Source organism: Streptococcus parasanguinis (assembly GCF_015557775.1).
Lineage (GTDB): Bacteria > Bacillota > Bacilli > Lactobacillales > Streptococcaceae > Streptococcus > Streptococcus parasanguinis_AA.
This window is the reverse complement of the sequence record NZ_JADNOY010000008.1, coordinates 1-23,933: the sequence shown is the minus strand read 5'-3', so window position 1 is coordinate 23,933 and position 23,933 is coordinate 1. Positions and strand designations below refer to the sequence as shown.

The following is a 23,933-nucleotide window of genomic DNA, read 5'->3' as shown; positions in this document are numbered from 1 at the left end:
GGAGGCCATATGAAACTCAAAAATCTCTTTTGGTTTGCAACAGGAGCTAGCATTAGCTACCACCTAGTAAAAAACCGCAAAGAAATCAAAACAGAGGTGACTGAATCCAGCCAATTGGTCAAGGGAATTCAAGATAACCTAGCAAAAATCCAACGCAATCTGGATATTATCCAAGACCAAAAGACCAATCTTCAAGAATTGGTAACGGATTTCCAATACAAGACCAAATTATTTAGTCAACAAGCAACAGCCTCTCTAAAAGAAATTCAAGACATCTGGCAACCAAGTAAAAACGATTGAGAAAACTCAATCGTTTTTTTCTTATTCTGAAGGTACCGTAGGTGTCACACTGCTCGACTCTGTAGCTGCAGGAGCAACTGGTGTCACTGGTGCAACAGAACTTTGAGGCGTCACCACTCCCGTATCCTGGGTCGATGGTACAACTGGTAGTTGGTTAAACTCTTGGTAAACAGGTGCTTCCTCAGATGATGCCGCTGGCGTATCATTTTGAGAAGAAGTATTCTTCAACTCTTCATCTCCATCTAATAGGTAAGCATTGGTTTTCAATGTTTTAATTTCTTTCATCCCCAAAGCTTTGCGGATGATATTTTGAATTTTCAAGATATGTTTTGAAGTGACAATCTGATAACTTCCACCATCTGCTAAGGTGGCATCTTCTCCTTTCAGCTGGTACTGATGAATCGTTGAAAGAGCATCTTTATATCCTAGCAATTGAAGAAGGCTATTACTGTCAAGCGCTATGTTGGTTTGCATATTGTCACTAACAGACTCAATGATTCCTTTGTAGTGACTCAAACTATTGAGGCTTAAAACTTTCTCAACAATCTTTTTGATCACTTCACGTTGGCGTTTTTGACGTCCGTAGTCTCCTTCTGGGTCTTGGTAGCGCATGCGTGAATAAACGAGAGCTTGATCCCCATTAATCTCCTGACGTCCTGGTGCGATCTTAGCCGTATATTCTGGCTCATTATCCTCGATCGAGATATCGAAGTCAAATGGATTGTTAACCGTGATACCACCAACCTTATCCACTAATTGAACCAATCCCTTCATATTGATCATGACATAGCGGTCAATATGGATATTCAAAAGATCTTGAATGGTCTTAATGGCTAACTTGGCACCACCTTGAGCATAAGCCGAATTCAATTTTGCTTGGACCGTTTCGCCATCTGAAGTAATATTGGTTAGGATATCTCTTTCCAAGCTCGTCATGGTTGTTTCTTTTGTTTGAGGATTGACAGTCACCAAAATCATGGTATCACTATTGCCGGCCCAAGGATCTTCCCGAGAACCGCTACCTGTATCAACCCCCATCAAAAGGATAGTCATCGGCTTGTTTTCTGCAATGACATTGGTCTCATTTCCAAAGCCTTTATAGGTCTTACTGAGAGTCCCAGTCGTTTGGTTTAGGATGGTAAGGCCATAGGCCCCAATCCCAATCACTGTTACCGTCAATAAGCTCAAAAACATCAAAATAATTTTTTTAACCATTTAGAATCTCTCTCTAATCTATCAGTTTCCCCATAAGGTAAACATCTAAGAATTCTCCTTCAGCTGAACAAGCTCCACGAGCTTGACAACCTTCGATCTCAAAACCTAACTTTTTATACAGGTGAACTGCTCGTTCATTGCGCACTTGGACATTCAAGACTAGTTTCCTAAGAACACCCGTCGAGTGCGCCCACTCAATTCCTTCTTCCAACAAGATCTGTCCAAGTCCTTGATTCCAATAAGTTTTTCGAACCACAATAAAGACATCACCAATATGCCGAACAGACCGTTGAGAAGCTGCAGTGATATTTAACAAAGCTGCCAGTTCCTGATCTAGAAATAGCAAGAGGCAAATCCGATTTTCCGCCATTTCTTGCACCATTAGAAATTGCTCCATGTCTGCTGGAGACATGCCAATTCCAGCTTCATCTAGCGTCATGTAATCTGACTCTTTCCCAACTTGATTTAAGAAATCAACGACAAGAGCCGCGTCTGCACTTTCAGCTTGCCGAATTTCTACTGTCACTTCCTTTTCCTTAGTCATCGGTTTTTTCCACCTGCTCAAAGGATGCCAGTAAAGCTTCTGCACGCGCTCCATGAGCTTCAAAAGCTAACTCTCGACCATCTTCTAATTTTCGGATAAAAATTTTTAGATAAGCATCCGAGAGACTCGGCTCAATCAGCTCTCCCCATTCAATAATGGTAGCACCATCTCCAAATAGGAAATCATCTAAATCAATAGAATCTGGATCATTCCCAATCCGGTAAACATCCAAATGGTATAAAGGCAAGCGGCCTTCGTATTCACGAACAATGGTATAGGTCGGGCTTTTAATCATCTGATCAATCCCTAACCCCTTTGCAATTCCTTTGGTAAAGGTCGTTTTTCCTGCTCCTAGATCACCTGATAAGATAATCACGTCTTGCTTTTCTAAGAGTTTTCCTAGCTGTTTTCCTAGAGCGATCAGCTCCGTTTCATTATGACTAATCATTTCTCTATTATACCAAACTTTTTAAAAATCTGCTCTTTCTTTTAGAAATTGTTCGACTCCGGTTTGTTTTTGAGAAAAAGGAATCAAAGAAAACAGGAAATTCTCCCATTCATTCCCTCGATCTAACTAAAAAGGAATGGGAGACAACTCCCATTCCTTTTTGGCACTTTCTTGATGCTTAATTCAAGGCCATGCTAACGTAGTTTAAAATAAAGAGAACATCTAGGATCCAGATCATGCTGTGCACTTCTTTGGCTTCTCCTTTAACCACTTTCACTAAGCTATAGGTGATAAATCCAGCAGCGATCCCTTGAGTAATCGAGTAGCTGAAGCCCATAAAGATAGAGGTGAAGAAGGCAGGAACTGCTTCTGACATATCTTCCCAATGGATATTTTTCAAGCCACTCAACATCATGATCCCAACAACAATCAAAATTGGAGCTGTAGCAGCGGTCGGTACAATCGCCAACAACGGACTAAAGAGACTTGAAATAGCAAAACAGATCGCTACAACCAAGGCTGTCAGACCAGTGCGTCCACCAGCTCCAATACCAGCTGCAGATTCAACATACGTCGTTACGTTTGAAGTTCCTGCAATAGCTCCGACTGAAGTCGCTACAAGGTCTGAATAGAGGGCCTTATCTAATTTCGCTGATTGATGGTTTTCCCCATTTGTCGCAACAATCCCAACTTTTTCACCCGTACCGATTAAAGTTCCAATTGTATCAAAAATATCCGTCAAGGAGAAGGCTAAGATTGCCATTAAGGTCTCAGGCAAACGAGACGTATTGGAAATCAAAGAACCCAATCCTTTTGATCCCAAAGCTTGACCAAAGATCTTGCCTAAATCATTAAAGGCAGCTCCTAGATGATTACTTGCAAAGTCGATTTTAGTGATATCAACCACATGGATGAGAATTCCAAGCACAGTCGTTGCTAAGATAGAAAGGATAATCCCTCCCTTAATCCCTTTGACAACAAAGAAAATAGTAATCGCAAGACCAACAAGAGCCAAGAGGACAGCCGGATTGTTAAAATCAACCAATCCAGGAACAGCAGATGCATTGGCTGAGATCGTTGCATTCGCCTTATCTGCTCCTTCTCCAACCACTGTATAGGTATGAGGGTCAATCGTGAATTTCAAAAATCCCGCATTCTTAATTCCAACATAGGCCAAGAAAATCCCGATCCCAGCTGAAATAGCAGAGCGAAGAGCGGTCGGAATCGATTCGATGATCATCTTCCGAACATTTGTCAATGTGATAATCAATGAGATCACACCACAAATGAAGACCATTCCCAAAGCTTCCTGCCATGAGTAGCCCATACCAAATACAACGGTAAAGGTAAAGAAGGCATTCAAGCCCATCCCAGGTGCTTGTGCATAAGGTAAATTGGCATAAAAAGCCATCATCAAGGTTCCGACAACGGATCCAATAATCGTTGCAAGGAAGACTCCTTGAGCTGGCATACCTGTTTGTGACAACATTTGAGGGTTTACGAAGAGGATATAACTCATCGCAAAAAAGGTTGTCAAACCAGCAAGAACCTCTGTTCGAACAGTGGTTCCATGTTCTGAAAGTTTAAAAAACTTATCCATTTCAGAATAAACTCCTTTTTCATCATTCTCGCTCCCAATCAATTTGCGAACGTTATTTCTATTTTACCAAAAGATCTTTCGCCTTTCAAGAAATCCTACTTCTCTTCTCGATTTTTGAGCGCTTTTCCGATTTTTCTGATATAATGGTCTCATTCTTCTCGAAAGGAACTGAAATATGCATAAAAAGATGATCGCTCTAGATCTAGACGGCACTCTCTTAAATTCCGAAAGCAAATTGAGCGACTTTACCATTGATACGATAAAAAAAATTAGTGCTCTTGGCCATAAAGTCATTATTACAACAGGCCGCCCCTACCGTATGGCACATACCTATTACAAACAACTAGAGCTAGATACTCCGATGATCAATTTTAACGGCTCCCTTACGCATCTACCTGAGAAAAAATGGGGGGATGAACAATGTTTGACTTTAGATAAAAAATACCTGCTAGATATGGTCGCTAACCGGGATACCATCCAAGCGGACTTTATAGCAGGCGAATACCGCAATAAATTCTTTATTACCGATCCAAATGAGCACGTTGCAGACCCTAAATTATTCGGTATTGAATCTTTCCAACCAGAAAATCAATTCAATCCCGAGCGGGTAACGAGCGACCCAAACTGTATCCTCTTTCAAACGAAAGCGGAAGACAAATATGCTCTGGCAGATGAAATGAATCGGCATTATGACTACAATCTGTCTATCAATACTTGGGGTGGTCCCTTAAATATTTTGGAATGCAATCCAAAAAATGTGACCAAAGCATCCGCTCTAACCTACCTTCTGGATAAACTCAATATGGATCAGAAGGATTTGATTGCCTTTGGAGATGAGCACAATGATACTGAGATGCTAGCTCTTGCTGGTTATGGATACGCCATGAAAAATGCCAGCTCCATCCTTCTCCCCTATGCAGACTCCATCACTGATTTCACGAATAATGAAGATGGTGTCGCGCGCCAACTCATTCAATTATTCTTATAAAACTAACAGACATGAGTTATCCCCTCATGTCTTTTTCTGCGCCAAATCCTTAATCGGTTAATCAATACCGCCCCTTTTTTCCATTTTTTTCATTGCCTCGTCATCTGGTTTGTGATATTATTAACATAGTTATTAAAGAAGCGCTTTCAAAAATTTTAAACCGCTTCTCGTTCACTTAAGGAGGAACAAAATGAAAGCTGTTGTTGTAAATCCAGAAGGTACTGGTGTTGAAATCGTTGCAAACAAAGACATGCGTCCACTTGAAACAGGGGAAGCTCTTGTTCAAATCGAATACTGTGGTGTCTGCCACACTGACTTGCACGTTGCTCACGGAGACTTCGGTAAAGTTCCAGGCCGTGTTCTTGGACACGAAGGAATCGGTATTGTTAAAGAAGTTGCTCCAGATGTCAAGAGCCTAAAAGTTGGGGATCGTGTCAGTGTCGCATGGTTCTTCGAAGGATGTGGAACTTGTGAATACTGTACAACTGGTCGTGAAACTCTTTGCCGTACTGTAAAAAATGCTGGTTACTCTGTTGATGGAGGGATGGCTGAACAATGTATCGTTACTGCAGATTACGCAGTGAAAGTACCTGAAGGATTAGATCCAGCCCAAGCATCTTCTATTACGTGTGCAGGTGTTACCACTTATAAAGCCATCAAAGAAGCCAAAGCTGAACCAGGACAATGGATTGTTATCTATGGAGCTGGTGGACTAGGAAACTTGGCTGTTCAATATGCTAAGAAAGTCTTCAACGCACATGTCATCGCTGTCGATATCAACAATGATAAACTAGAATTGGCGAAAGAAGTTGGTGCAGACTTTGTCATCAACGGTCGCGAAGTTGAAGATGTCCCAGGATTGATTAAAGAAAAAACAAATGGTGGAGCTCACTCTGCTGTCGTAACAGCTGTTTCTAAAGTAGCTTTCAACCAAGCAGTAGATTCTGTTCGTGCAGGCGGCCGCGTGGTTGCAGTTGGTCTTCCTTCTGAAATGATGGATCTCAGCATTGTGAAAACTGTATTAGATGGTATCCAAGTCATTGGTTCTCTTGTAGGAACTCGTAAAGACTTGGAAGAAGCCTTCCAATTTGGTGCAGAAGGCTTGGTAGTCCCTGTCGTTCAAAAACGTCCAGTAGAAGATGCTGTCAAAGTCTTTGACGAAATGGAAGCCGGAACCATTCAAGGACGTATGGTACTTGACTTTACAAACTAAACAACTGAACCTACAGGACTAGCCCAACTGGGCTAGTCTTTTTGAGTGCTCTCAATCACTCTCATATACAATTTGTTATATATTTATTTTTGTTTTCGAGAATATCGTTTGATTCTCGGAAACTTTTCATTGAGAACAAAATCCTATAAAACATATCTATTATTGATTTTTTAAGCATCAACAAGTAATAAACAAAATTCATTCAAGAGCATTCTTTTTCTATCTAACGATGATTTAATATAATAAATCAATGTTTTTACATCGAGATTTTGATAGAAAAATTGACTTAAGTGTGGAAACGATTTATAATAAAGTAGCTTAAAGTTTTCTTAAACTGAAAGTCAAACAAATTTTATAAGGAGGAATGTCAATAATGAGTATTGGTATCATTATTGCTAGCCACGGTGAATTTGCAGCTGGAATCCACCAATCCGGCTCGATGATCTTTGGGGATCAAGAGAAAGTTCAAGTGGTTACGTTCATGCCAAGTGAAGGCCCGGATGATCTCTATGCTAAATTTAATGCAGCTGTTGCCGCATTTGATGCAGAAGATGAAGTCTTGGTTTTGGCTGACCTTTGGAGTGGTTCTCCATTTAACCAAGCAAGTCGCGTCATGGGAGAAAATCCAGATCGTAAATTTGCGATCATCACAGGATTGAACCTTCCGATGTTGATTCAAGCTTATACAGAACGTTTGATGGATGCAAATGCCGGCGTTGATCAAGTCGCTGCAAACATCATCAAGGAAGCAAAAGACGGTGTCAAAGCCCTTCCAGAAGAATTGAATCCTGTTGAAGAAGCTAGTACTGCCGCTGCTGCTCCTGTAGCCCAAGCTGCTATTCCAGAAGGAACGGTTATCGGAGATGGAAAACTCAAGATTAACCTTGCCCGCTTAGATACACGTCTTCTTCATGGACAAGTCGCAACTGCTTGGACACCTGATTCAAAAGCCGATCGGATCATTGTTGCTTCAGATTCTGTTGCCAAAGATGAACTCCGTAAGGAATTGATCAAACAAGCGGCACCAAATGGTGTGAAAGCAAACGTTGTCCCAATTCAAAAATTGATCGACGTTGCTAAAGATCCACGTTTTGGAAATACCCATGCTTTGATCTTATTTGAAACACCTCAAGATGCTCTTCGCGCCATCGAAGGTGGTGTTCCGATTAAAACCTTGAACGTTGGTTCAATGGCCCACTCAACTGGTAAAACCATGGTTAACAATGTGTTGTCAATGGATAAAGATGATGTGGCTACATTTGAAAAAATGCGTGATCTTGGAGTTGAATTTGACGTCCGTAAAGTGCCAAATGACTCTAAGAAAGATTTGTTTGACTTAATTAACAAAGCTAACGTTCAATAATCGATTACTTACGAAAGGATTTTAAACATGTCTATTATTTCTATGGTATTAGTGGTCGTTGTTGCCTTCTTAGCAGGTCTTGAAGGTATCCTTGACCAATTCCAATTCCACCAACCCCTTGTTGCTTGTACCTTAATCGGTTTGGTAACAGGTAACTTGACTGCTGGCATTATGCTTGGTGGTTCACTTCAATTTATTGCACTTGGCTGGGCAAACATTGGTGCCGCAGTTGCACCCGATGCTGCCCTTGCATCTGTCGCTGCTGCCATCATCATGGTACTTGGGGGAGACTTCAGTACAAAAGGAATCGCTGTCGCTCAAGGTGTCGCTATTCCACTTGCAGTTGCTGGTCTTTTCTTGACCATGATCGTCCGTACCCTTTCCGTTGGTTTGGTTCACACTGCCGACGCTGCTGCTAGAAAAGGGGATATCAAAGGTGTAGAACGCGCTCACTTTGTGGCCCTTCTTCTTCAAGGTCTTCGTATCGCCATTCCTGCAGCCCTCTTGTTGATGATTCCTGCTGAAACTGTCAAAACTGCTCTTGAACAAATGCCAAAATGGCTCTCTGATGGAATGCAAATCGGTGGTGGTATGGTTGTAGCCGTTGGTTATGCCATGGTTATCAACATGATGGCGAGCCGTGAAGTATGGCCATTCTTTGCCATCGGTTTTGCTCTTGCAGCCGTTAGCCAATTAACTTTGATCGCTCTTGGAGCAATTGGTGTTGCCCTTGCCTTGATCTACCTTACTCTTTCTAAGAAAGGTGGCAATGGAGGTGGCGGTGCCGCTACTTCTAACGATCCAATTGGCGACATTCTCGAAGACTATTAAGAAAGGTGTGACACTATCATGACTGAAAAATTACAATTATCTAAATCAGATCGTCAAAAAGTTTGGTGGCGTTCAACCTTCTTGCAAGGTTCTTGGAACTATGAACGGATGCAAAACTTGGGTTGGGCATACTCATTGATCCCAGCTATCAAAAAACTCTACACAAAGAAAGAAGACCAAGCGGCTGCTCTTGAGCGTCACATGGAATTCTTTAACACTCACCCATACGTTGCCGCTCCTATCATCGGGGTAACGCTTGCTCTTGAAGAAGAAAGAGCAAACGGTGCTGCTATTGACGATGCTGCTATCCAAGGGGTTAAAATTGGTATGATGGGTCCTTTGGCGGGTATCGGAGATCCAGTCTTCTGGTTTACAGTACGTCCAATTCTTGGGGCTCTTGGTGCATCACTTGCTGCGTCTGGTAACATCCTTGGCCCACTCATCTTCTTTATCGCATGGAATGCGATTCGTATGGCCTTCTTGTGGTACACGCAAGAACTTGGCTACAAAGCAGGTTCTGAAATTACCAAAGATATGTCTGGTGGGATCTTGCAAGACATCACTAAAGGGGCTTCTATCCTTGGGATGTTCATCCTCGCTGTCTTGGTAGAACGTTGGGTATCTATTAAATTCGTCTTCAATGTTTCTTCTGTCAAATTAGACGACAAAGCTTATATCCACTGGGATAAACTTCCTGAAGGATACAAGGGTATCCAAGAAGCCTTCGCTCAAGTTGGTTCAGGTCTATCTCAAACACCTGAAAAAGTTACAACTTTCCAACAAAACTTGGATTCATTGATTCCTGGTTTGATGGGATTGCTTCTTACTTTCGCTTGTATGTGGTTGCTTAAGAAGAAAGTATCTCCAATCACTATCATCATCGCCCTCTTTGTAATCGGTGTCTTGGCACACGTTGCTGGCTTGATGTAAGCAAAGATCAACAAAAAAGAAGGTTTCGACCTTCTTTTTATTATGATATAATGGAATGAATAGCAATACAGGAGGATCTCATGGCTCAATCATTGAATAAAACCGTTGAATTCCATACTACAGGGGTTTCTTACCTTGGAGTGGGGGGAAAGGTTGGAAAAATCCTAGTCGGGAATGCCGCTTTTGAATTTTATGCGGATGCTAATGTTGAAGACTACATCCAAATTCCCTGGCAAGAAATCGATCAAATCGGAGCCAATTTATCCGGACGTAAAATTAGCCGCCATTTTGAAATCTATACTAGAGAATCAAAATTTCTCTTTGCTTCAAAAGACTCTGGAAAAATTTTAAAGATTGCTCGGGAACATCTAGGAAATGATAAAATTGTCAAACTTCCTACATTGATCCAAACCATCACGGCTAAAATTAAAAATCTATTTGCAAAATAGGATCTTTTCTTGTATAATAGACGCAAACGGATAAGTAAGTTAAGAGGCTCTTTCAGAAAGTCTGCGGTTGCTGCGAGCAGATAGAAATCTTAATTGAAATTCTACCGTTTCTTTAAAATACAATATTGAATCAAGTGCACACCTGTGAAGTTGGATGGAACCGTGGCTCTGCCACTCCAACACTCTAACAGGTGTGTTTTTTGTTAAAGGAGAAGCTATGTTAGATATTAAACGGATTCGTACAGACTTTGATGCGGTTGCTAAAAAATTGGCAACACGTGGCGTAGATGCAGCTATTTTGAATGAAATGAAAGAAATCGATGCCAAACGTCGAGATATCTTAGTCAAAGTAGAAAATCTCAAAGCAGAGCGTAACACTGTATCTGCTGAAATCGCACAAGCTAAACGCAACAAGGAAAATGCAGATGATAAGATTGCTGCCATGCAAACCCTCTCTGCTGAAGTCAAAGCCCTGGATACAGAATTGGCTGAAATCGATGCAAAATTAACTGAATTCACTACTACCCTTCCAAACATCCCTGCTGATAGTGTCCCTGTTGGAGCAGATGAGGATGACAATGTTGAGGTTCGTCGTTGGGGAACACCGCGCGAATTTGGCTTTGAACCAAAAGCTCACTGGGATTTAGGTGAAGACCTTGGTATCCTTGACTGGGAACGCGGGGCTAAAGTCACTGGTGCTCGTTTCCTCTTCTACAAAGGACTTGGAGCTCGCTTAGAACGTGCTATCTACAACTTCATGTTGGATGAACATGGCAAGGAAGGCTACACTGAAGTCATCCCTCCTTACATGGTCAACCATGATTCTATGTTTGGTACTGGTCAATATCCAAAATTCAAGGAAGATACTTTTGAACTTAGCGATACCAATTATGTCCTCATTCCAACAGCTGAAGTTCCTTTGACAAACTACTATCGCGATGAAATTCTTGATGGGAAAGATCTTCCAATCTACTTCACCGCTATGAGTCCATCTTTCCGTTCAGAAGCTGGTTCAGCCGGTCGTGATACCCGTGGCTTGATCCGTTTGCACCAATTCCATAAGGTTGAAATGGTGAAATTTGCCAAACCAGAAGAATCATATGATGAATTGGAAAAAATGGTTGTCAATGCTGAAAATATCCTTCAAAAACTCAACCTTCCATACCGTGTGGTAGCTCTCTCAACGGGAGACATGGGCTTCTCAGCTGCCAAGACTTATGACTTGGAAGTATGGATTCCAGCGCAAAACACCTACCGTGAAATCTCAAGCTGTTCCAATACAGAAGATTTCCAAGCTCGCCGTGCGCAAATCCGCTACCGCGATGAAGCAGATGGCAAGGTAAAACTCCTTCACACTTTGAACGGTTCTGGATTGGCAGTCGGACGTACCGTCGCTGCTATTCTTGAAAACTACCAAAACGAAGACGGTTCTGTGACCATTCCAGAAGTCCTTCGCCCATACATGGATGGCGCAGAAGTCATCGCACCAAAATAAAGTTTAAAAAAACTGAGTCTTGCAAATTGCAAGCTCAGTTTTTTAATATTTACGAAAACGTTGGTAGCGTTGCTCCAGAAGCTCTTCGAGAGGTAAAGCTTGTAAAACCTTTAACTCTTCCTGTAATTCCTTCTTCACTTGAGCCAGTAGTTCTCCATTTGAAAATCCATGCTCGGGAATCACCTTATCGACAATTTCCATATTTAACAATTCATGAGAAGTAATCTTCATCAACTCTGCTGCTTCCATGGCACGACTTCCATCTTTCCAAAGAATAGAGGCAAAACCTTCTGGACTCAAGACCGCATAGATGGAGTTCTCAAGCATCCAGACCTTATCTGCCACAGCAAGAGCCAAGGCACCACCAGAGCCACCTTCTCCGATGATAATCGCGATAATTGGAACTTTTAGATCACTCATTTCCATGAGGTTGCGGGCAATGGCTTCCCCTTGTCCTCGTTCTTCAGCACCAACACCGGGATAAGCACCCGCTGTATTGATAAAGGTCACAACTGGACGGCCAAATTTCTCCGCTTGCTTCATGAGACGCAAAGCTTTTCGATAGCCTTCTGGATGTGGTTGCCCAAAATTACGTTTTAGATTATCCTGAAGATTTTTTCCTTTTTGGATTCCAACGACTGTAACCGTTTGATCGCCTAAGCGTCCAATCCCACCAATCACCGCACCATCATCACGGAAGTTTCGATCTCCATGCAATTCGATAAAATCATCAAAAATTCCTTGAGCAAAATCAAGCGCAGTCAATCTTCCTTGGTCACGTGCCTCTTTAATAATCTGTGTTATTTTACTCATGTTTACCTCCATGAAGGGCTAATAATTGTCCAACTGTCGCTCGGATTTGACTTCTCTCCACGATCAAGTCTACAAATCCATGTTCTTGTAGAAATTCTGCTTTTTGGAAATCATCAGGCAATTTTTCACGCACAGTTGATTCGATCACGCGTCGACCAGCAAACCCGACCAAGGCTTGACTCTCTGCCATGATAATATCACCTTCCATAGCAAATGAGGCTGTCACCCCACCAGTTGTCGGATCTGTCAATACCGTCAAATAGAATAATTTTTCTTTGGAATGGCGTTGAACAGCCGCAGAAATTTTTGCCATTTGCATCAAACTCACGATTCCTTCTTGCATCCGAGCACCACCGGAAGCGGTAAAAAGAACAACTGGCAATTTTTCTTTTGTCGCAAATTCAAATAAACGAGTAATTTTTTCGCCTACTACAGAACCCATTGAAGCCATGATAAAGTTGGAATCCATGATCCCAAGCGCAACTTTTTGACCTTTAATCAAGGCAGTTCCAGTCAGGACAGCTTCATCCAGTCCTGTCATTTCCCGCACTGCTGCTAGTTTCTTCTTATAATTTGGGAAATTCAAAGGATCTGTCGTTTCGATTCCTGTAAACATTTCTTCAAAGCTAGCTGGATCCACTGTCAGCGCCAAGCGTTCTTTAGCAGAAATACGGAAGGTATAGCCACAATTCGGGCAGACACGCTCACTACCTAAATCCTTTTGGTAAATGGTATGTTTACAACCTGGGCATTGTGAAAATAGTTCATCAGGAACTTCAGGTTTTGGCTGAGGCTCCTTCCAGGCTGACCTATTCGGATTGATCCGAATATATTTATCTTTTTTAGAAAATAATGCCATTACTTACTCCTTATAATATGCTACAGTATCTGCAGCATTACTATAAAAGCCTGAAACTGTGAAGATGATGTTCATACTTCCCTCACAAGTCCAGGCTTTTTCATCATTCCTTATTATAATTTGGAAGGAATTGTTCCATCAAAAATGCAGTGTCGTAATCACCAGCGATCACATGCGAATCTGAGATCAAATCCAACTGGAAACTACTATTGGTGGTGACACCATCGATTTCCAACTCATAAAGAGCACGCTGCATTTTCATCAGTGCATCAAAGCGATTTTCCCCATGGACAATGATCTTGGCAATCATACTATCATAGTATGGTGGAATCGTATAACCAGGATACACAGCAGAATCCACACGCAAGCCAACCCCACCACTTGGAAGATAGAGATTAGTGATCTTACCTGGGCTTGGTGCAAAGTTAAAGGAAGGATTTTCCGCATTGATCCGGCATTCAATCGCATGGCCTTTAATGACAATATCCTCTTGAGTAACGGATAATTCTTGGCCAGCTGCGATTTTAATCTGTTCCTTAACAATATCCACTCCCGTTACAAATTCCGTGACAGGATGCTCTACTTGCACACGGGTATTCATTTCCATAAAGTAGAACTCACCCTTGCCTTCATCATACAAGAATTCAATCGTTCCAGCATTCTCGTACCCAACTGATTCAGCTGCACGAACAGCTGCAGAACCAATCCGATCACGAAGAGTTTTTCCAATAGCAATCGAAGGGGATTCTTCTAGAACTTTTTGGTTATTTCGTTGAAGAGAACAATCGCGTTCACCTAAGTGAATGACATGTCCATGCTGATCCGCTAAAATCTGTACTTCAATGTGGCGTGCCGGATAAATCACCCGCTCCATATACATGGCCCCATTCCCAAAAGCAGCTTGAGCTTCTGAGGAAGCAGATTCAAAAGCAGCAACCAAATCTTCTGGTTTTTCAACCTTCCGAATTCCTTTACCACCACCTCCTGCAGATGCTTTCAACATCACAGGGTAACCAATACGCTCTGCAATCTCGAGGGCTTCTTCAGCAGTATACACTTCACCATCTGATCCAGGAATAACAGGTACTCCTGCTTTGATCATCTGTTTACGAGCATTAATCTTATCCCCCATCAAATCCATGACTTTAGCAGAAGGACCAATAAATTTAATGCCCACTTCCTCACACATGGTCGCAAATTTTGAGTTTTCACTTAAAAATCCAAAACCAGGATGGATAGCTTCTGCTCCTGTTAGAACAGCTGCAGACAAGACAGCACTCATATTCAAATAAGACTCTGTTGATTTAGCAGGTCCAATACAGACTGCTTCATCCGCTAGTAAGGTATGCAAGGCTTCTTTATCAGCAGTAGAATACACTGCAACCGTCTCGATGCCAAGTTCACGAGCCGCACGAATAATACGAACTGCAATCTCACCACGATTGGCGATTAAGATCTTACGAAACATAGATAGGCCTTTCTTAATTTCCAATTGCAAACGTAAGCGTTCCTGAAGCTGCAAGCTTACCGTCTACTTCTGCTTTCGCTTCAACAACAGCAATTGTTCCACGACGTTTGACAAAAGTAGCTGTCATCACCAGTTGATCTCCTGGAACGACTTGTTTTTTAAACTTCACCTTGTCCATCCCTGCATAAAAGACTAATTTTCCTTTATTTTCAGGTTTTGACAACTCTAGTACACCTGCTGTTTGTGCCAAAGCTTCCATGATGAGAACACCTGGCATAACAGGATATTGTGGAAAATGTCCATTAAAAAATGGTTCATTAATTGTCACGTTCTTAATGGCAACAATCGTATCTTCGCTTGTTTCCAATACGCGATCCACCAAAAGCATTGGGTAACGATGCGGCAAAGCCTCACGAATAGCATTAATATCAATTGTCATTTGATTCGAACCAATCCTTTTCCAAATTCAACCATTTCTTCATTCGTTACCAAAATTTCAGTGACTACCCCATCTTTAGGTGCTGGGACTTCATTCATCACTTTCATGGCTTCGATAATCAAGAGTGTTTGACCCTTAGTAACTTTGTCTCCTACAGATACAAAGGCTGATTTATCCGGTGCTGGCGACAAGTAAGCCACCCCAACCAATGGACTTTCAACCACATCACCTTCTGCAGCCTGAGCTGGAGCAGCAACTGGTTCAGTCGCTACAGCTGGAGTTGCTGGAGCTTCAACAACAGGGGCTACTACAGGAGTTTGAGGAGTTGCTACCACTTCAACTGCAGGAGCAACCGGTGTAGCCGCAACTGAACTCGTTTGGTTTTTACTCAAATTCAATTCTTCGCCATTATTTTTATATGAGAATTCACGCAAAGTTGACGCATCAAATTGAGCCAACAAATCTTTGATTTCAGAAATATTCATGAATTAACCCTCCCAACGTTTAAAGGCCAGAACAGCATTGTGTCCTCCAAAACCAAAGGTATTTGAGATAGCATACTGAATATCCGCTTCTTGACCTTCACCATAAACAACGTTTGCTTCGATATAGTCAGACAATTCTTTGGTACCAGCAGTTTTTGGTACAAAGCTGTGACGAATCGCTTCGATGGTAGCAATCGCTTCAACCGCACCAGCAGCACCAAGCAAGTGTCCTGTAAATGATTTAGTAGATGATACAGGAACTTCTTTACCAAGTACAGAAACAATAGCTCCGCTTTCACCTTTCTCATTGGCAGGTGTAGAGGTACCATGCGCATTGACATAATCGACATCTTCAGGTTTGATACCAGCTTCATTGATCGCTAATTTAATCGCTTTAGCCGCACCTGAACCATCTGGTGTTGGTGTTGTCATGTGGTAGGCATCACAGTTTGAACCGTAACCAACAATCTCAGCTAAAATATTAGCACCACGTTTTTGGGCATGTTCCAAACTTTCGATGACAAGAACCCCTGCACCTTCCCCCATCACAAAACCATTGCGGTCTTTGTCAAATGGAATAGATGAGCGTTCTGGGTCTTCCGTTGTTGAAAGGGCCGTAAGGGCATTGAAACCACCGATACCAATCTTAGTAATCGAAGCTTCAGCACCACCTGCCAAAACAACATCATGCATACCAAATTTAATTTCACGGAAAGCTTCACCAATTGCATCATTGGCAGAAGCACAAGCTGTTGTCACGGATTTACATACCCCTTGAGCCCCAATCTTAAGTGCGATATTTCCAGCACCCATGTTTGAAAGAGCTTTTGGAATAAACATTGGTTGGATTCTCTTCATCCCACGTTCATGCATCCGGATAATTTGATCTTCCAATTCTTGCAAACCACCGATACCAGATGATACAATCACACCTACACGATCGCGGTCTTCTTCTTCCATGTTCAAGCCTGAATTTTCAATAGCTTCCATCGCAGCATAGATTGCATACAATGAGTAAGTATCCATACGATTTTGATCTTTTTTTACAAAATATTTATCGAATGGGAAATCTTGAATTTCACCAGCATTAAAGACTGGAATTTCAGAAGCATCAAATTTCGTAATAGGTTTGATCCCAATTTTTCCTTCATGAAGGCTATTCCAAAATTCTTCTGGTGTATTTCCGATTGGTGAGGTTACACCATAACCTGTAACAACAACACGATTTGTAGACATATATATTCTCCTTTTGTCGGATGGATATTTAAGTAAGTGATTTTCGATCAGTGAGCATTCATTATTGCATAGTCATTCCGCCATCAATGGCAATTGTTTGACCAGTTAAATATTCTTGACCTGCTAAGAAAGCCGCAACTTCTGCCACTTCTTCAGCTTGACCAATTCGTTTCATTGGCACTTGAGCTAGCATGGCATCTTTCATTTTCTCTGGAATAGCATCAGTCATATCTGATTCAATGAAACCAGGTGCAATGGCATTCACACGAACGCCACGAGCCGCAACTTCACGCGCTACTGATTTAGTGAAACCAATCAAACCAGCTTTTGAAGCCGCATAGTTCGCTTGACCGATATTCCCCATTAGACCAACAACAGAGGACATGTTGATAATGGCCCCTTGACGAGCTTTAGACATCGGTTTTAAGACAGCTTGAGTCATATTAAAGGCACCTGTCAAGTTGATTTTCAAGACCCGTTCAAAATCTTCTTCAGTCATTTTCAACATCAACTTGTCGTTTGTGATGCCAGCGTTATTGACCAAAACATCAACACTTCCAAGCTTTTCAATTGCTTCAGCTACCATACGTTGCGCATCTTCGCCATTAGAAATATCCCCAGAAATACCAACAACAGTCACACCATAGTCAGCAAACTGCGCAAGCAAGTCCTCAGAAATTTCAGAACGTCCATTTAGGACAACATTAGCACCGAGACTCGCAAATTTATGAGCCACAGCCAATCCAATTCCGCGTGTTGAACCTGTTACAAAAACATTTTTATTTTTAAGTTCCATCTTTACCTCGTTTTAAGCATTCAGAAGTGCATCTAGACTAGCCTGATCTTCGACGTTATGAGTTGGAAGAGTTTTATCAATTTTCTTCAAGAATCCTGACAAGACTTTTCCAGGTCCAATTTCGATGACCTCATCTACACCAAATTCTTGAATCGTAGCAATTGAATCATAGAAACGAACCGGTTCTTTTACTTGACGGGCCAAAAGTGCTTTCACATCTTCTGACTTCATGATAGTAGCTTCTGTATTCCCAACTAAAGGAAGATCAAAATCATTAAATGATACTTTTTCTAGTTCAGCCGCCAATTTTTGACTAGCTGATTTAAGTAAAGCTGTGTGGAATGGACCTGACACATTCAAAGGGATCAAGCGTTTGGCACCTGCTTCCTGCAATAGTTCCACAGCATAGTCCACAGCCGCAACCTCACCACCAATCACAATTTGTGCTGGCGTATTGTAGTTAGCTGGTGTTACTACACCCTTTTCGGATGCTTGTTGACAAATCTCCTCGATCAAACTTGGGTCTGTATTCATAACAGCAACCATTTTCCCACTTCCAGCGGGAGCTGCCGTTTCCATGAATTCACCTCGTTTCGCAACCAAAGCTACTGCATCTTCAAACGAAAGAGCTCCAGCCGCAACCAGGGCAGAATATTCCCCCAAAGAGAGACCGGCAACAATATCAGGAGTGATACCATTTTCTACTAAGAGACGATAAATGGCTACTGACATTGTCAAAATAGCTGGTTGAGTATAGCGTGTCTGATTCAGTTTTTCTTCGTTAGAATCAATCAATTCACGCAAATCATAGCCTAGAATACGACTAGCCGTATCAAATGTCTCTTTAACAACGGGATAAGCCGCATACAAATCGCTCGCCATGCCCAATTTCTGAGCCCCTTGACCAGCAAATAAGAACGCACGTTTTGTCACTATCCTAATCCTTTCGACGTTTTTAGACGTTTACATCTGCCCAACGAGCAGCTTCTTCTTTAATCACCTTGGCAGCACCTGTGTAAAGGTCTTCCAAGATTTCTGCACATGTTTCTTCTTTACGAACAAGACCTGCAATTTGTCCAGCCATAACTGAACCATATTCCACATCTCCATCAACAACAGCGTTACGAAGGGCACCTGCACCAAGCTCTTCAATTTCCTCTTGAGTCTTCTTACCAGCCAAGAAATCTTTTTCAGCTTGGTTATATTCTGTAGCCAATTTATTCTTAATCGCACGAACTGGGTGTCCAACAACTGAGGCTGAAATAACAGTATCAATATCTTTAGCCTTCAAAATCTTATCTTTGAAGTTTTGGTGTGCATTAGATTCCTTAGCAACAGCGAAACGAGTACCAACCTGAACAGCTTCTGCTCCAAGCATAAGAACAGCAGCCATACCACGTCCATCTGCAACACCACCAGCACCAATAACTGGGATAGATACCGCATCCGCAACCTGGCGAACAAGTGCCATGGTTGTCAATTTACCAATGTGACCACCAGCTTCCATACCTTCTGCGACAACAGCATCAGCTCCAAGTTTTTCCATACGTTTAGCAAGTGCTACCGATGGAATAACTGGGATTACTGTAATTCCAGCTTCGTGGAAACGCTCCATATATTTACCTGGGTTTCCGGCACCTGTTGTAACAACCTTAACACCCTCTTCGATAACGAGGTCGACGATGTCATCTGCAAATGGTGACAAAAGCATGATATTAACACCGAATGGTTTGTCAGTGATTTGTTTTACTCTATCAATATTAGCTTTTACCACTTCTTTAGGGGCATTACCACCACCAATAATTCCGAGTCCACCAGCATTTGAAACGGCTCCAGCCAAGTCACCATCAGCGACCCATGCCATCCCACCTTGGAAGATTGGATATTTAATATTCAATAGTTCAGTAATTCGTGTTTGCATTATACCTACCTCTTTTTTCGCTTAAGTAATAGTTTGAGTTTAAAAGATTGTTTCTTTGAGCCTCAAACTATTACCTAAACAAGAGAGAATATCTTTCGATACTCTCATCTATCATTATTTTGTTTTTTCTTCTACGTAAGCGACAAGATCACCAACTGTAGACAATCCTTCTTCAGTTTCGATTTGGATATCAAAAGCATCTTCGATTTCAGAGATCACTTGGAACAAATCCAATGAATCAGCTTCTAAATCTTCGAATGTAGATTCAAGAGTTACTTCTGATGGTTCTTTACCAAGTTCTTCAACGATAATTTCTTGTACTTTTTCAAATACTGCCATGACAGGCCTCCTTAAAAAAAAATATATAAATTTTTAAAATGTGTTTCCACATGTTTAACTAGATTGTAACAAGAAGTGTGCCCCATGTCAAACCTCCACCGAATCCTGTAAGAAGAATTTTTTGACTTCCATCCATCTTGATTCGATGATTCTCGACACACTCCGATAATAGAATGGGGATACTAGCAGCACTAGTGTTCCCATATTCCATCATATTTGCTGGGATCTTCTCTCTAGAGACACCCAGTTTTTTTGACATCTTATCTAACATTCGGTCATTCGCCTGATGTAAAAGAAAATAGTCAATCTCTTCTGCTTCCATAGAGGCGTCTGCTATAATCTTTTGAATGCTTTTCGTGACATCACGAATAGCAAAATCAAAAACTGCCCGCCCATCCATCGTCAGATATCTTCGATCGGTAACTTCCTCTGAATAAGGAGAAGACAGACCCAAATAGCAAGATTCAAGACTAGAACCACGGCTACCATCCGTAAAAAGACTTTCAGCTAAAAACGATTTTTGATCGCTCGCTTCAAGCAAGACACCGCCAGCTCCATCTCCAAAAAGTACTGAAGTAGAGCGATCTGACCAGTCTAATACTTTTGAAAGCGTCTCACTACCGATCACAATCCCTCGCTGGTACATCCCTGAAGAAATGTATTTTTCAGCAGTGGCTAATGCAAATACAAATCCGCTACATGCTGCAGTCAGGTCAAAAGCAAAGGCTCGAGAAGCTCCAATATTAGCTTGTACCCGGGCTGCGGTCGATGGCATTAAGCTGTCTGGAGTAATTGTAGCGACAACGATAAAATCAATTTCTTCAGCGTCTAAGTTTGCTTTTGCTAATAATCTTTGTGCGACAACTGTTGCAAGATCACTGGTCGTCTCATCTCTTGAAATGTGACGACGAAGAATGCCTGTCCGACTACTGATCCATTCATCACTTGTATCCATAATCTCAGCTAAATCATCATTCGATACGACTTGGTCAGGTACATAATGAGCGACTTGACTAATTTTAGCAAAGACCATTATTTAATTTCCTCCAAGAAACGATACAGATTTTGCAATCCTTTTTGCATCACTTTCTTCTCTTCAGGACTCATATCTCCAATAATCTGGTTGACCATCCGTTTATGGAATTGTTGATGAAGTCGATAAAGTAGACGACCATTCTTTGTTAAACTCAAGTGTACAACCCGGCGATCAACTTCAGATCTTCTTCTTTCGATATACCCTTTGCGCTCAAGATTATTCAAACTTGTCGTGACAGTCCCCAAAGTCACCATCAACTCCCGTGAAATATCACTCGGGGTTGCATTCGGTGTCGAACCAATCACGTCGATCGTATGCATTTCTTTAATAGAAACATCTTTAAATCGACTTGCTCTTAGGCTCGTCTCCTCGATAACCAAAACATTATTAAAGATGGATGTTAAATAGTCATTAACTAATTGGTAATTCAAAACTCCACCTCCTAATTTTACTTTGATAGTCAAATTTTATCAAAAATGAAAATAATTTGCAAGCTTTTTTCACAAAACATAGAAAAAAATACAAATTTATTTTCCTTTAAATTGTGGCCGACGTTTTTCAGAGTAGGCAATAACCCCCTCTTTAAAATCTTCTGTAAATGCTAGTTTCTTTTGCAAATTTAATTCAAGATTCGCATATTGATCCCATTCTTTCAAGAAGGCTTCCCAAACCATTTCTTTCATGGCAGCATAAGAATTTGAAGATCCTCTTCTTAATTTTTTAAGCAATTGATCAACCGTTTTCTCAAGTTTTTCAGATTCACAAACACGGTAAGCTAGGCCATATTCCAATGCTTTTTCTGCGGTCAAAGCTTCACCCGTCATTACTAAATGAGTAGCCCGAGACATACCAATAGCTTTTCCTAATAAGAATAAGCCACCCGCATCTGGTGCTAAACCAACCCCAACAAAGGCTTGAATAAATTTAGTACGATCACTAATAATACAAAAATCAACAGCTACTGCTATGTTGGCCGCCGCTCCTGCGACCGCTCCATCAGCTACCATAATAACCGGCTTAGGTAATTGCTTAATCTTCTTAGAAATAGTATTAACTAATTCAGCAATTAAAACAAGAGACTCAATGTCATCTGCATCGACTGCGCGTTTCATTTCACTCAAATCTCCACCAACTGAAAAGATTTTCCCTTCTGCTGATATAATAATGAATTTTACTTCCTCATTTTTTTCTGCATCTTCCAAGGCAGCTAAAATTTCCTGACACATTGGAATGTTAAAACCATTGGAAACTTCAGAACGATTTAAAGAAATTGACGCGAGATCGTTTTCGACAGAATACAAAATTGTTTCAAACATCACAGACTCCTTTTGTTTAAATATAAAATATTTTGATATTAAAACTTTTTAATTATAACATATCATACCATAAAAAATAAGAATAGTAAAATATATCTATAAGATGTAACAAAATTGTAAAATTTAAATCATGAAAATTTCTAGCCTCATAAGATCCACCTATTCTATGCCCTATTTATAAATACATTGTATCAACAACTGAAGTTTGGTATAATGTACTAATGAAACTATTAAGGAGAAAATATGAAAGTAACTAAATTCGGTGGAAGTTCTCTAGCATCAGCTCCACAATTAAAAAAAGTACTTAATATCATTAAAGATGATCCAGAAAGAAAATTTGTAGTTGTATCAGCTCCTGGTAAGCGAAATGCAGAAGATACAAAAGTAACAGATGCACTGATCCGTTATTATAAAGAATTCACTTCAGATAAAGATGTTACGCAAACACAACAGTGGATTATTGAGCGTTATCGTGCCATTACAGAAGAATTGGGTCTCAAAGATTCTATTATTCAGGAAATTGCTGAAGATATCTATGATTTAACAAATTTACCTAAAAAAGGGAATCCATTCACATACGATGCATTCCTAGCAGCAGGCGAAAATAACAATGCTAAACTCATTGCTGCTTATTTCAATCAAAATGGATTAGAAGCAAGATATATCCATCCAAAAGAAGCAGGAATTACGGTCACTGCTGAACCTTCCAACGCTCGTATTTTACCATCTAGTTACGATAAAATTGAAGAACTAAAAGATTCAAGTGAAGTGATTGTCATTCCAGGTTTCTTTGGTGTTACTCAGGATGGCGACATTTGTACATTTTCTCGTGGAGGATCTGATATTACAGGATCAATCATTGCAGCAGGTGTAAAAGCAGACTTATACGAAAACTTTACAGATGTAAATGGTATTTTTGCGGCACATCCAGGTATCATTAAACACCCACATTCTATTCCTGAATTAACCTACAAAGAAATGCGTGAATTGGCCTATGCTGGTTTTTCAGTCTTGCATGATGAAGCACTCGTTCCAGCATACAGAGGTAAAATTCCATTAGTCATTAAAAATACTAATAATCCAGACCACCCTGGAACCCGCATTGTTTTGGAACATTCAAATGATCATGTGACTGTTGTAGGAATTGCAGGTGATTCAGGATTCGTTAGTATTAACACTACAAAATACCTTATGAACCGTGAAGTCGGTTTTGGTCGAAAAGTCCTTCAAATTTTAGAAGATCTCAATATCAGTTGGGAACATATGCCAACAGGAATCGATGACTTGTCCATCATTTTGCGTTCTCGTGAACTGACTCCAATCAAAGAACAAGAAATTTTAAAACAATTAACGCAAAAGCTCGAAGTTGACACAGCCGAAATTGAACATGATCTTTCCATCATTATGATTGTTGGTGAGAAAATGAAGAGTCAGGTAGGGGTTACTGCCACTGCAGCCAAAGCACTATCAGAGAATGAAGTGAATATTCAAATGATCTCGCAAGGTTCTAGTGAAGTTTCCATCATATTTGTTGTAAGTAAAGATCAAGAAGAAAAAGCAATTAAAGCCTTATATCAAGCATTTTTCCCAAATAACTAAATAGAGAAAAGCTCCGTTAACTAAACGGAGCTTTAATTAACATTAAAATGAAAAGTAAAAAAGAGATCAATTACTTGATCTCTTTTATTCTATACTCCGCCAGTAGGACTCGAACCTACGACATCATGATTAACAGTCATGCGCTACTACCAACTGAGCTATGGCGGAATCAAGCTAAGCGACTACCTTATCTCACAGGGGGCAACCCCCAACTACTTCCGGCGTTCTAGGGCTTAACTGCTGTGTTCGG

Annotated in this window: 26 protein-coding genes and 1 tRNA gene; 9 read left to right on the top strand and 18 right to left on the bottom strand. The window is 40.9% G+C overall.

The annotated features are described in order from the left end of the window. The first annotated feature begins 9 nt into the window (after nt 1-9). On the top strand, nt 10-300 hold the full coding sequence (locus tag I2F76_RS09590; protein WP_003012641.1) for a hypothetical protein: 291 nt from the start codon (nt 10-12) through the stop codon (nt 298-300). 21 nt (nt 301-321) lie between these two features. On the opposite strand, the gene brpA is transcribed toward I2F76_RS09590, so the two are convergent. The 4 genes from brpA to I2F76_RS09570 all read right to left on the bottom strand — a co-directional run bounded on the left by brpA (nt 322) and on the right by I2F76_RS09570 (nt 4,107). Further along, nucleotides 322-1,515, bottom strand: a complete 1,194-nt coding sequence (gene brpA / locus I2F76_RS09585) for a biofilm formation/cell division transcriptional regulator BrpA (protein ID WP_195487744.1) — start codon at nt 1,513-1,515, stop codon at nt 322-324. Nucleotides 1,516-1,528: 13 nt separating this feature from the next. Next, entirely contained in the window at nt 1,529-2,059 is a 531-nt protein-coding gene (locus I2F76_RS09580) for a GNAT family N-acetyltransferase (protein ID WP_070594437.1), read from the bottom strand. After that, nucleotides 2,052-2,507 carry a tRNA (adenosine(37)-N6)-threonylcarbamoyltransferase complex ATPase subunit type 1 TsaE gene (tsaE, locus tag I2F76_RS09575; protein WP_031575203.1) on the bottom strand — a complete coding sequence of 152 codons (456 nt, stop codon included), beginning with the start codon at nt 2,505-2,507 and terminating at the stop codon, nt 2,052-2,054. Before tsaE ends, I2F76_RS09580 begins: the two co-directional genes overlap by 8 nt. A gap of 178 nt (nt 2,508-2,685) precedes the next feature. After that, nucleotides 2,686-4,107 (bottom strand): NCS2 family permease, encoded by a 1,422-nt coding sequence (locus I2F76_RS09570; RefSeq protein ID WP_049471728.1) that lies wholly within the window; start codon nt 4,105-4,107, stop codon nt 2,686-2,688. A 175-nt stretch (nt 4,108-4,282) separates the two neighbouring features. Here I2F76_RS09570 and I2F76_RS09565 point away from each other — a divergent pair, with 175 nt between their 5' ends. From I2F76_RS09565 to serS, 7 genes are all read left to right on the top strand, one after another. After that, a complete protein-coding gene (locus I2F76_RS09565) occupies nt 4,283-5,095 on the top strand; it encodes a Cof-type HAD-IIB family hydrolase (protein ID WP_070586275.1) in 813 nt (270 codons plus the stop codon). Between the two features lie 190 nt (nt 5,096-5,285). Next, nucleotides 5,286-6,308, top strand: coding sequence for an alcohol dehydrogenase AdhP (gene adhP, locus I2F76_RS09560; protein ID WP_003003874.1), 1,023 nt, complete (start codon nt 5,286-5,288; stop codon nt 6,306-6,308). Nucleotides 6,309-6,681: 373 nt separating this feature from the next. After that, nucleotides 6,682-7,671, top strand: coding sequence for a PTS sugar transporter subunit IIB (locus I2F76_RS09555; protein WP_003010431.1), 990 nt, complete (start codon nt 6,682-6,684; stop codon nt 7,669-7,671). Between the two features lie 27 nt (nt 7,672-7,698). Beyond that, a complete protein-coding gene (locus I2F76_RS09550; protein WP_048789380.1) occupies nt 7,699-8,502 on the top strand; it encodes a PTS mannose/fructose/sorbose transporter subunit IIC in 804 nt (267 codons plus the stop codon). An 18-nt stretch (nt 8,503-8,520) separates the two neighbouring features. Beyond that, nucleotides 8,521-9,432 (top strand): PTS system mannose/fructose/sorbose family transporter subunit IID, encoded by a 912-nt coding sequence (locus tag I2F76_RS09545; RefSeq protein WP_061604608.1) that lies wholly within the window; start codon nt 8,521-8,523, stop codon nt 9,430-9,432. A gap of 80 nt (nt 9,433-9,512) precedes the next feature. Next, complete coding sequence (locus I2F76_RS09540) at nt 9,513-9,881, top strand: DUF956 family protein (RefSeq protein WP_195487743.1); 369 nt, start codon at nt 9,513-9,515, stop codon at nt 9,879-9,881. 217 nt (nt 9,882-10,098) lie between these two features. Next, nucleotides 10,099-11,376: a serine--tRNA ligase gene (serS, locus tag I2F76_RS09535; RefSeq protein ID WP_195487742.1), complete on the top strand. Its 1,278-nt coding sequence runs from the start codon at nt 10,099-10,101 to the stop codon at nt 11,374-11,376. 42 nt (nt 11,377-11,418) lie between these two features. Here serS and I2F76_RS09530 read toward each other — a convergent pair whose 3' ends face one another. From I2F76_RS09530 to I2F76_RS09470, 13 genes are all read right to left on the bottom strand, one after another. Beyond that, nucleotides 11,419-12,189: an acetyl-CoA carboxylase carboxyl transferase subunit alpha gene (locus I2F76_RS09530; protein WP_021154504.1), complete on the bottom strand. Its 771-nt coding sequence runs from the start codon at nt 12,187-12,189 to the stop codon at nt 11,419-11,421. Continuing rightward, the gene (gene accD, locus I2F76_RS09525) at nt 12,182-13,048 is read right to left on the bottom strand and encodes an acetyl-CoA carboxylase, carboxyltransferase subunit beta (RefSeq protein WP_003003810.1); all 867 of its coding nucleotides are present in this window, start codon (nt 13,046-13,048) and stop codon (nt 12,182-12,184) included. Before accD ends, I2F76_RS09530 begins: the two co-directional genes overlap by 8 nt. Before the next feature lie 103 nt (nt 13,049-13,151). Then, a complete protein-coding gene (locus I2F76_RS09520) occupies nt 13,152-14,516 on the bottom strand; it encodes an acetyl-CoA carboxylase biotin carboxylase subunit (protein WP_045760281.1) in 1,365 nt (454 codons plus the stop codon). Nucleotides 14,517-14,529: 13 nt separating this feature from the next. Then, nucleotides 14,530-14,955, bottom strand: coding sequence for a 3-hydroxyacyl-ACP dehydratase FabZ (gene fabZ, locus I2F76_RS09515; protein ID WP_003004019.1), 426 nt, complete (start codon nt 14,953-14,955; stop codon nt 14,530-14,532). Beyond that, nucleotides 14,952-15,440, bottom strand: a complete 489-nt coding sequence (gene accB / locus I2F76_RS09510) for an acetyl-CoA carboxylase biotin carboxyl carrier protein (protein WP_049485573.1) — start codon at nt 15,438-15,440, stop codon at nt 14,952-14,954. Before accB ends, fabZ begins: the two co-directional genes overlap by 4 nt. Before the next feature lie 3 nt (nt 15,441-15,443). Beyond that, nucleotides 15,444-16,676, bottom strand: a complete 1,233-nt coding sequence (gene fabF / locus I2F76_RS09505; RefSeq protein ID WP_003010454.1) for a beta-ketoacyl-ACP synthase II — start codon at nt 16,674-16,676, stop codon at nt 15,444-15,446. Between the two features lie 61 nt (nt 16,677-16,737). Continuing rightward, nucleotides 16,738-17,472, bottom strand: coding sequence for a 3-oxoacyl-[acyl-carrier-protein] reductase (gene fabG / locus I2F76_RS09500; protein ID WP_003010456.1), 735 nt, complete (start codon nt 17,470-17,472; stop codon nt 16,738-16,740). Between the two features lie 12 nt (nt 17,473-17,484). Beyond that, on the bottom strand, nt 17,485-18,405 hold the full coding sequence (gene fabD / locus I2F76_RS09495; protein ID WP_195487741.1) for an ACP S-malonyltransferase: 921 nt from the start codon (nt 18,403-18,405) through the stop codon (nt 17,485-17,487). 22 nt (nt 18,406-18,427) lie between these two features. Further along, on the bottom strand, nt 18,428-19,393 hold the full coding sequence (gene fabK / locus I2F76_RS09490) for an enoyl-[acyl-carrier-protein] reductase FabK (RefSeq protein WP_037608323.1): 966 nt from the start codon (nt 19,391-19,393) through the stop codon (nt 18,428-18,430). A 114-nt stretch (nt 19,394-19,507) separates the two neighbouring features. Further along, complete coding sequence (locus I2F76_RS09485; RefSeq protein WP_003003892.1) at nt 19,508-19,732, bottom strand: acyl carrier protein; 225 nt, start codon at nt 19,730-19,732, stop codon at nt 19,508-19,510. 58 nt (nt 19,733-19,790) lie between these two features. Further along, nucleotides 19,791-20,765, bottom strand: a complete 975-nt coding sequence (locus I2F76_RS09480) for a beta-ketoacyl-ACP synthase III (RefSeq protein ID WP_070659615.1) — start codon at nt 20,763-20,765, stop codon at nt 19,791-19,793. Continuing rightward, nucleotides 20,765-21,199, bottom strand: coding sequence for a MarR family winged helix-turn-helix transcriptional regulator (locus I2F76_RS09475; RefSeq protein ID WP_009732277.1), 435 nt, complete (start codon nt 21,197-21,199; stop codon nt 20,765-20,767). Before I2F76_RS09475 ends, I2F76_RS09480 begins: the two co-directional genes overlap by 1 nt. Nucleotides 21,200-21,295: 96 nt before the next feature. Further along, a complete protein-coding gene (locus tag I2F76_RS09470; RefSeq protein WP_195487740.1) occupies nt 21,296-22,087 on the bottom strand; it encodes an enoyl-CoA hydratase in 792 nt (263 codons plus the stop codon). A gap of 240 nt (nt 22,088-22,327) precedes the next feature. On the opposite strand from I2F76_RS09470, the gene I2F76_RS09465 reads away from it, so the two are divergent. Next, nucleotides 22,328-23,683 (top strand): aspartate kinase, encoded by a 1,356-nt coding sequence (locus tag I2F76_RS09465; RefSeq protein ID WP_195487739.1) that lies wholly within the window; start codon nt 22,328-22,330, stop codon nt 23,681-23,683. A gap of 94 nt (nt 23,684-23,777) precedes the next feature. Here the strand turns inward: I2F76_RS09465 and I2F76_RS09460 are convergent. Then, nucleotides 23,778-23,851, bottom strand: a tRNA-Asn gene (locus tag I2F76_RS09460). Nucleotides 23,852-23,933: the final 82 nt, after the last annotated feature.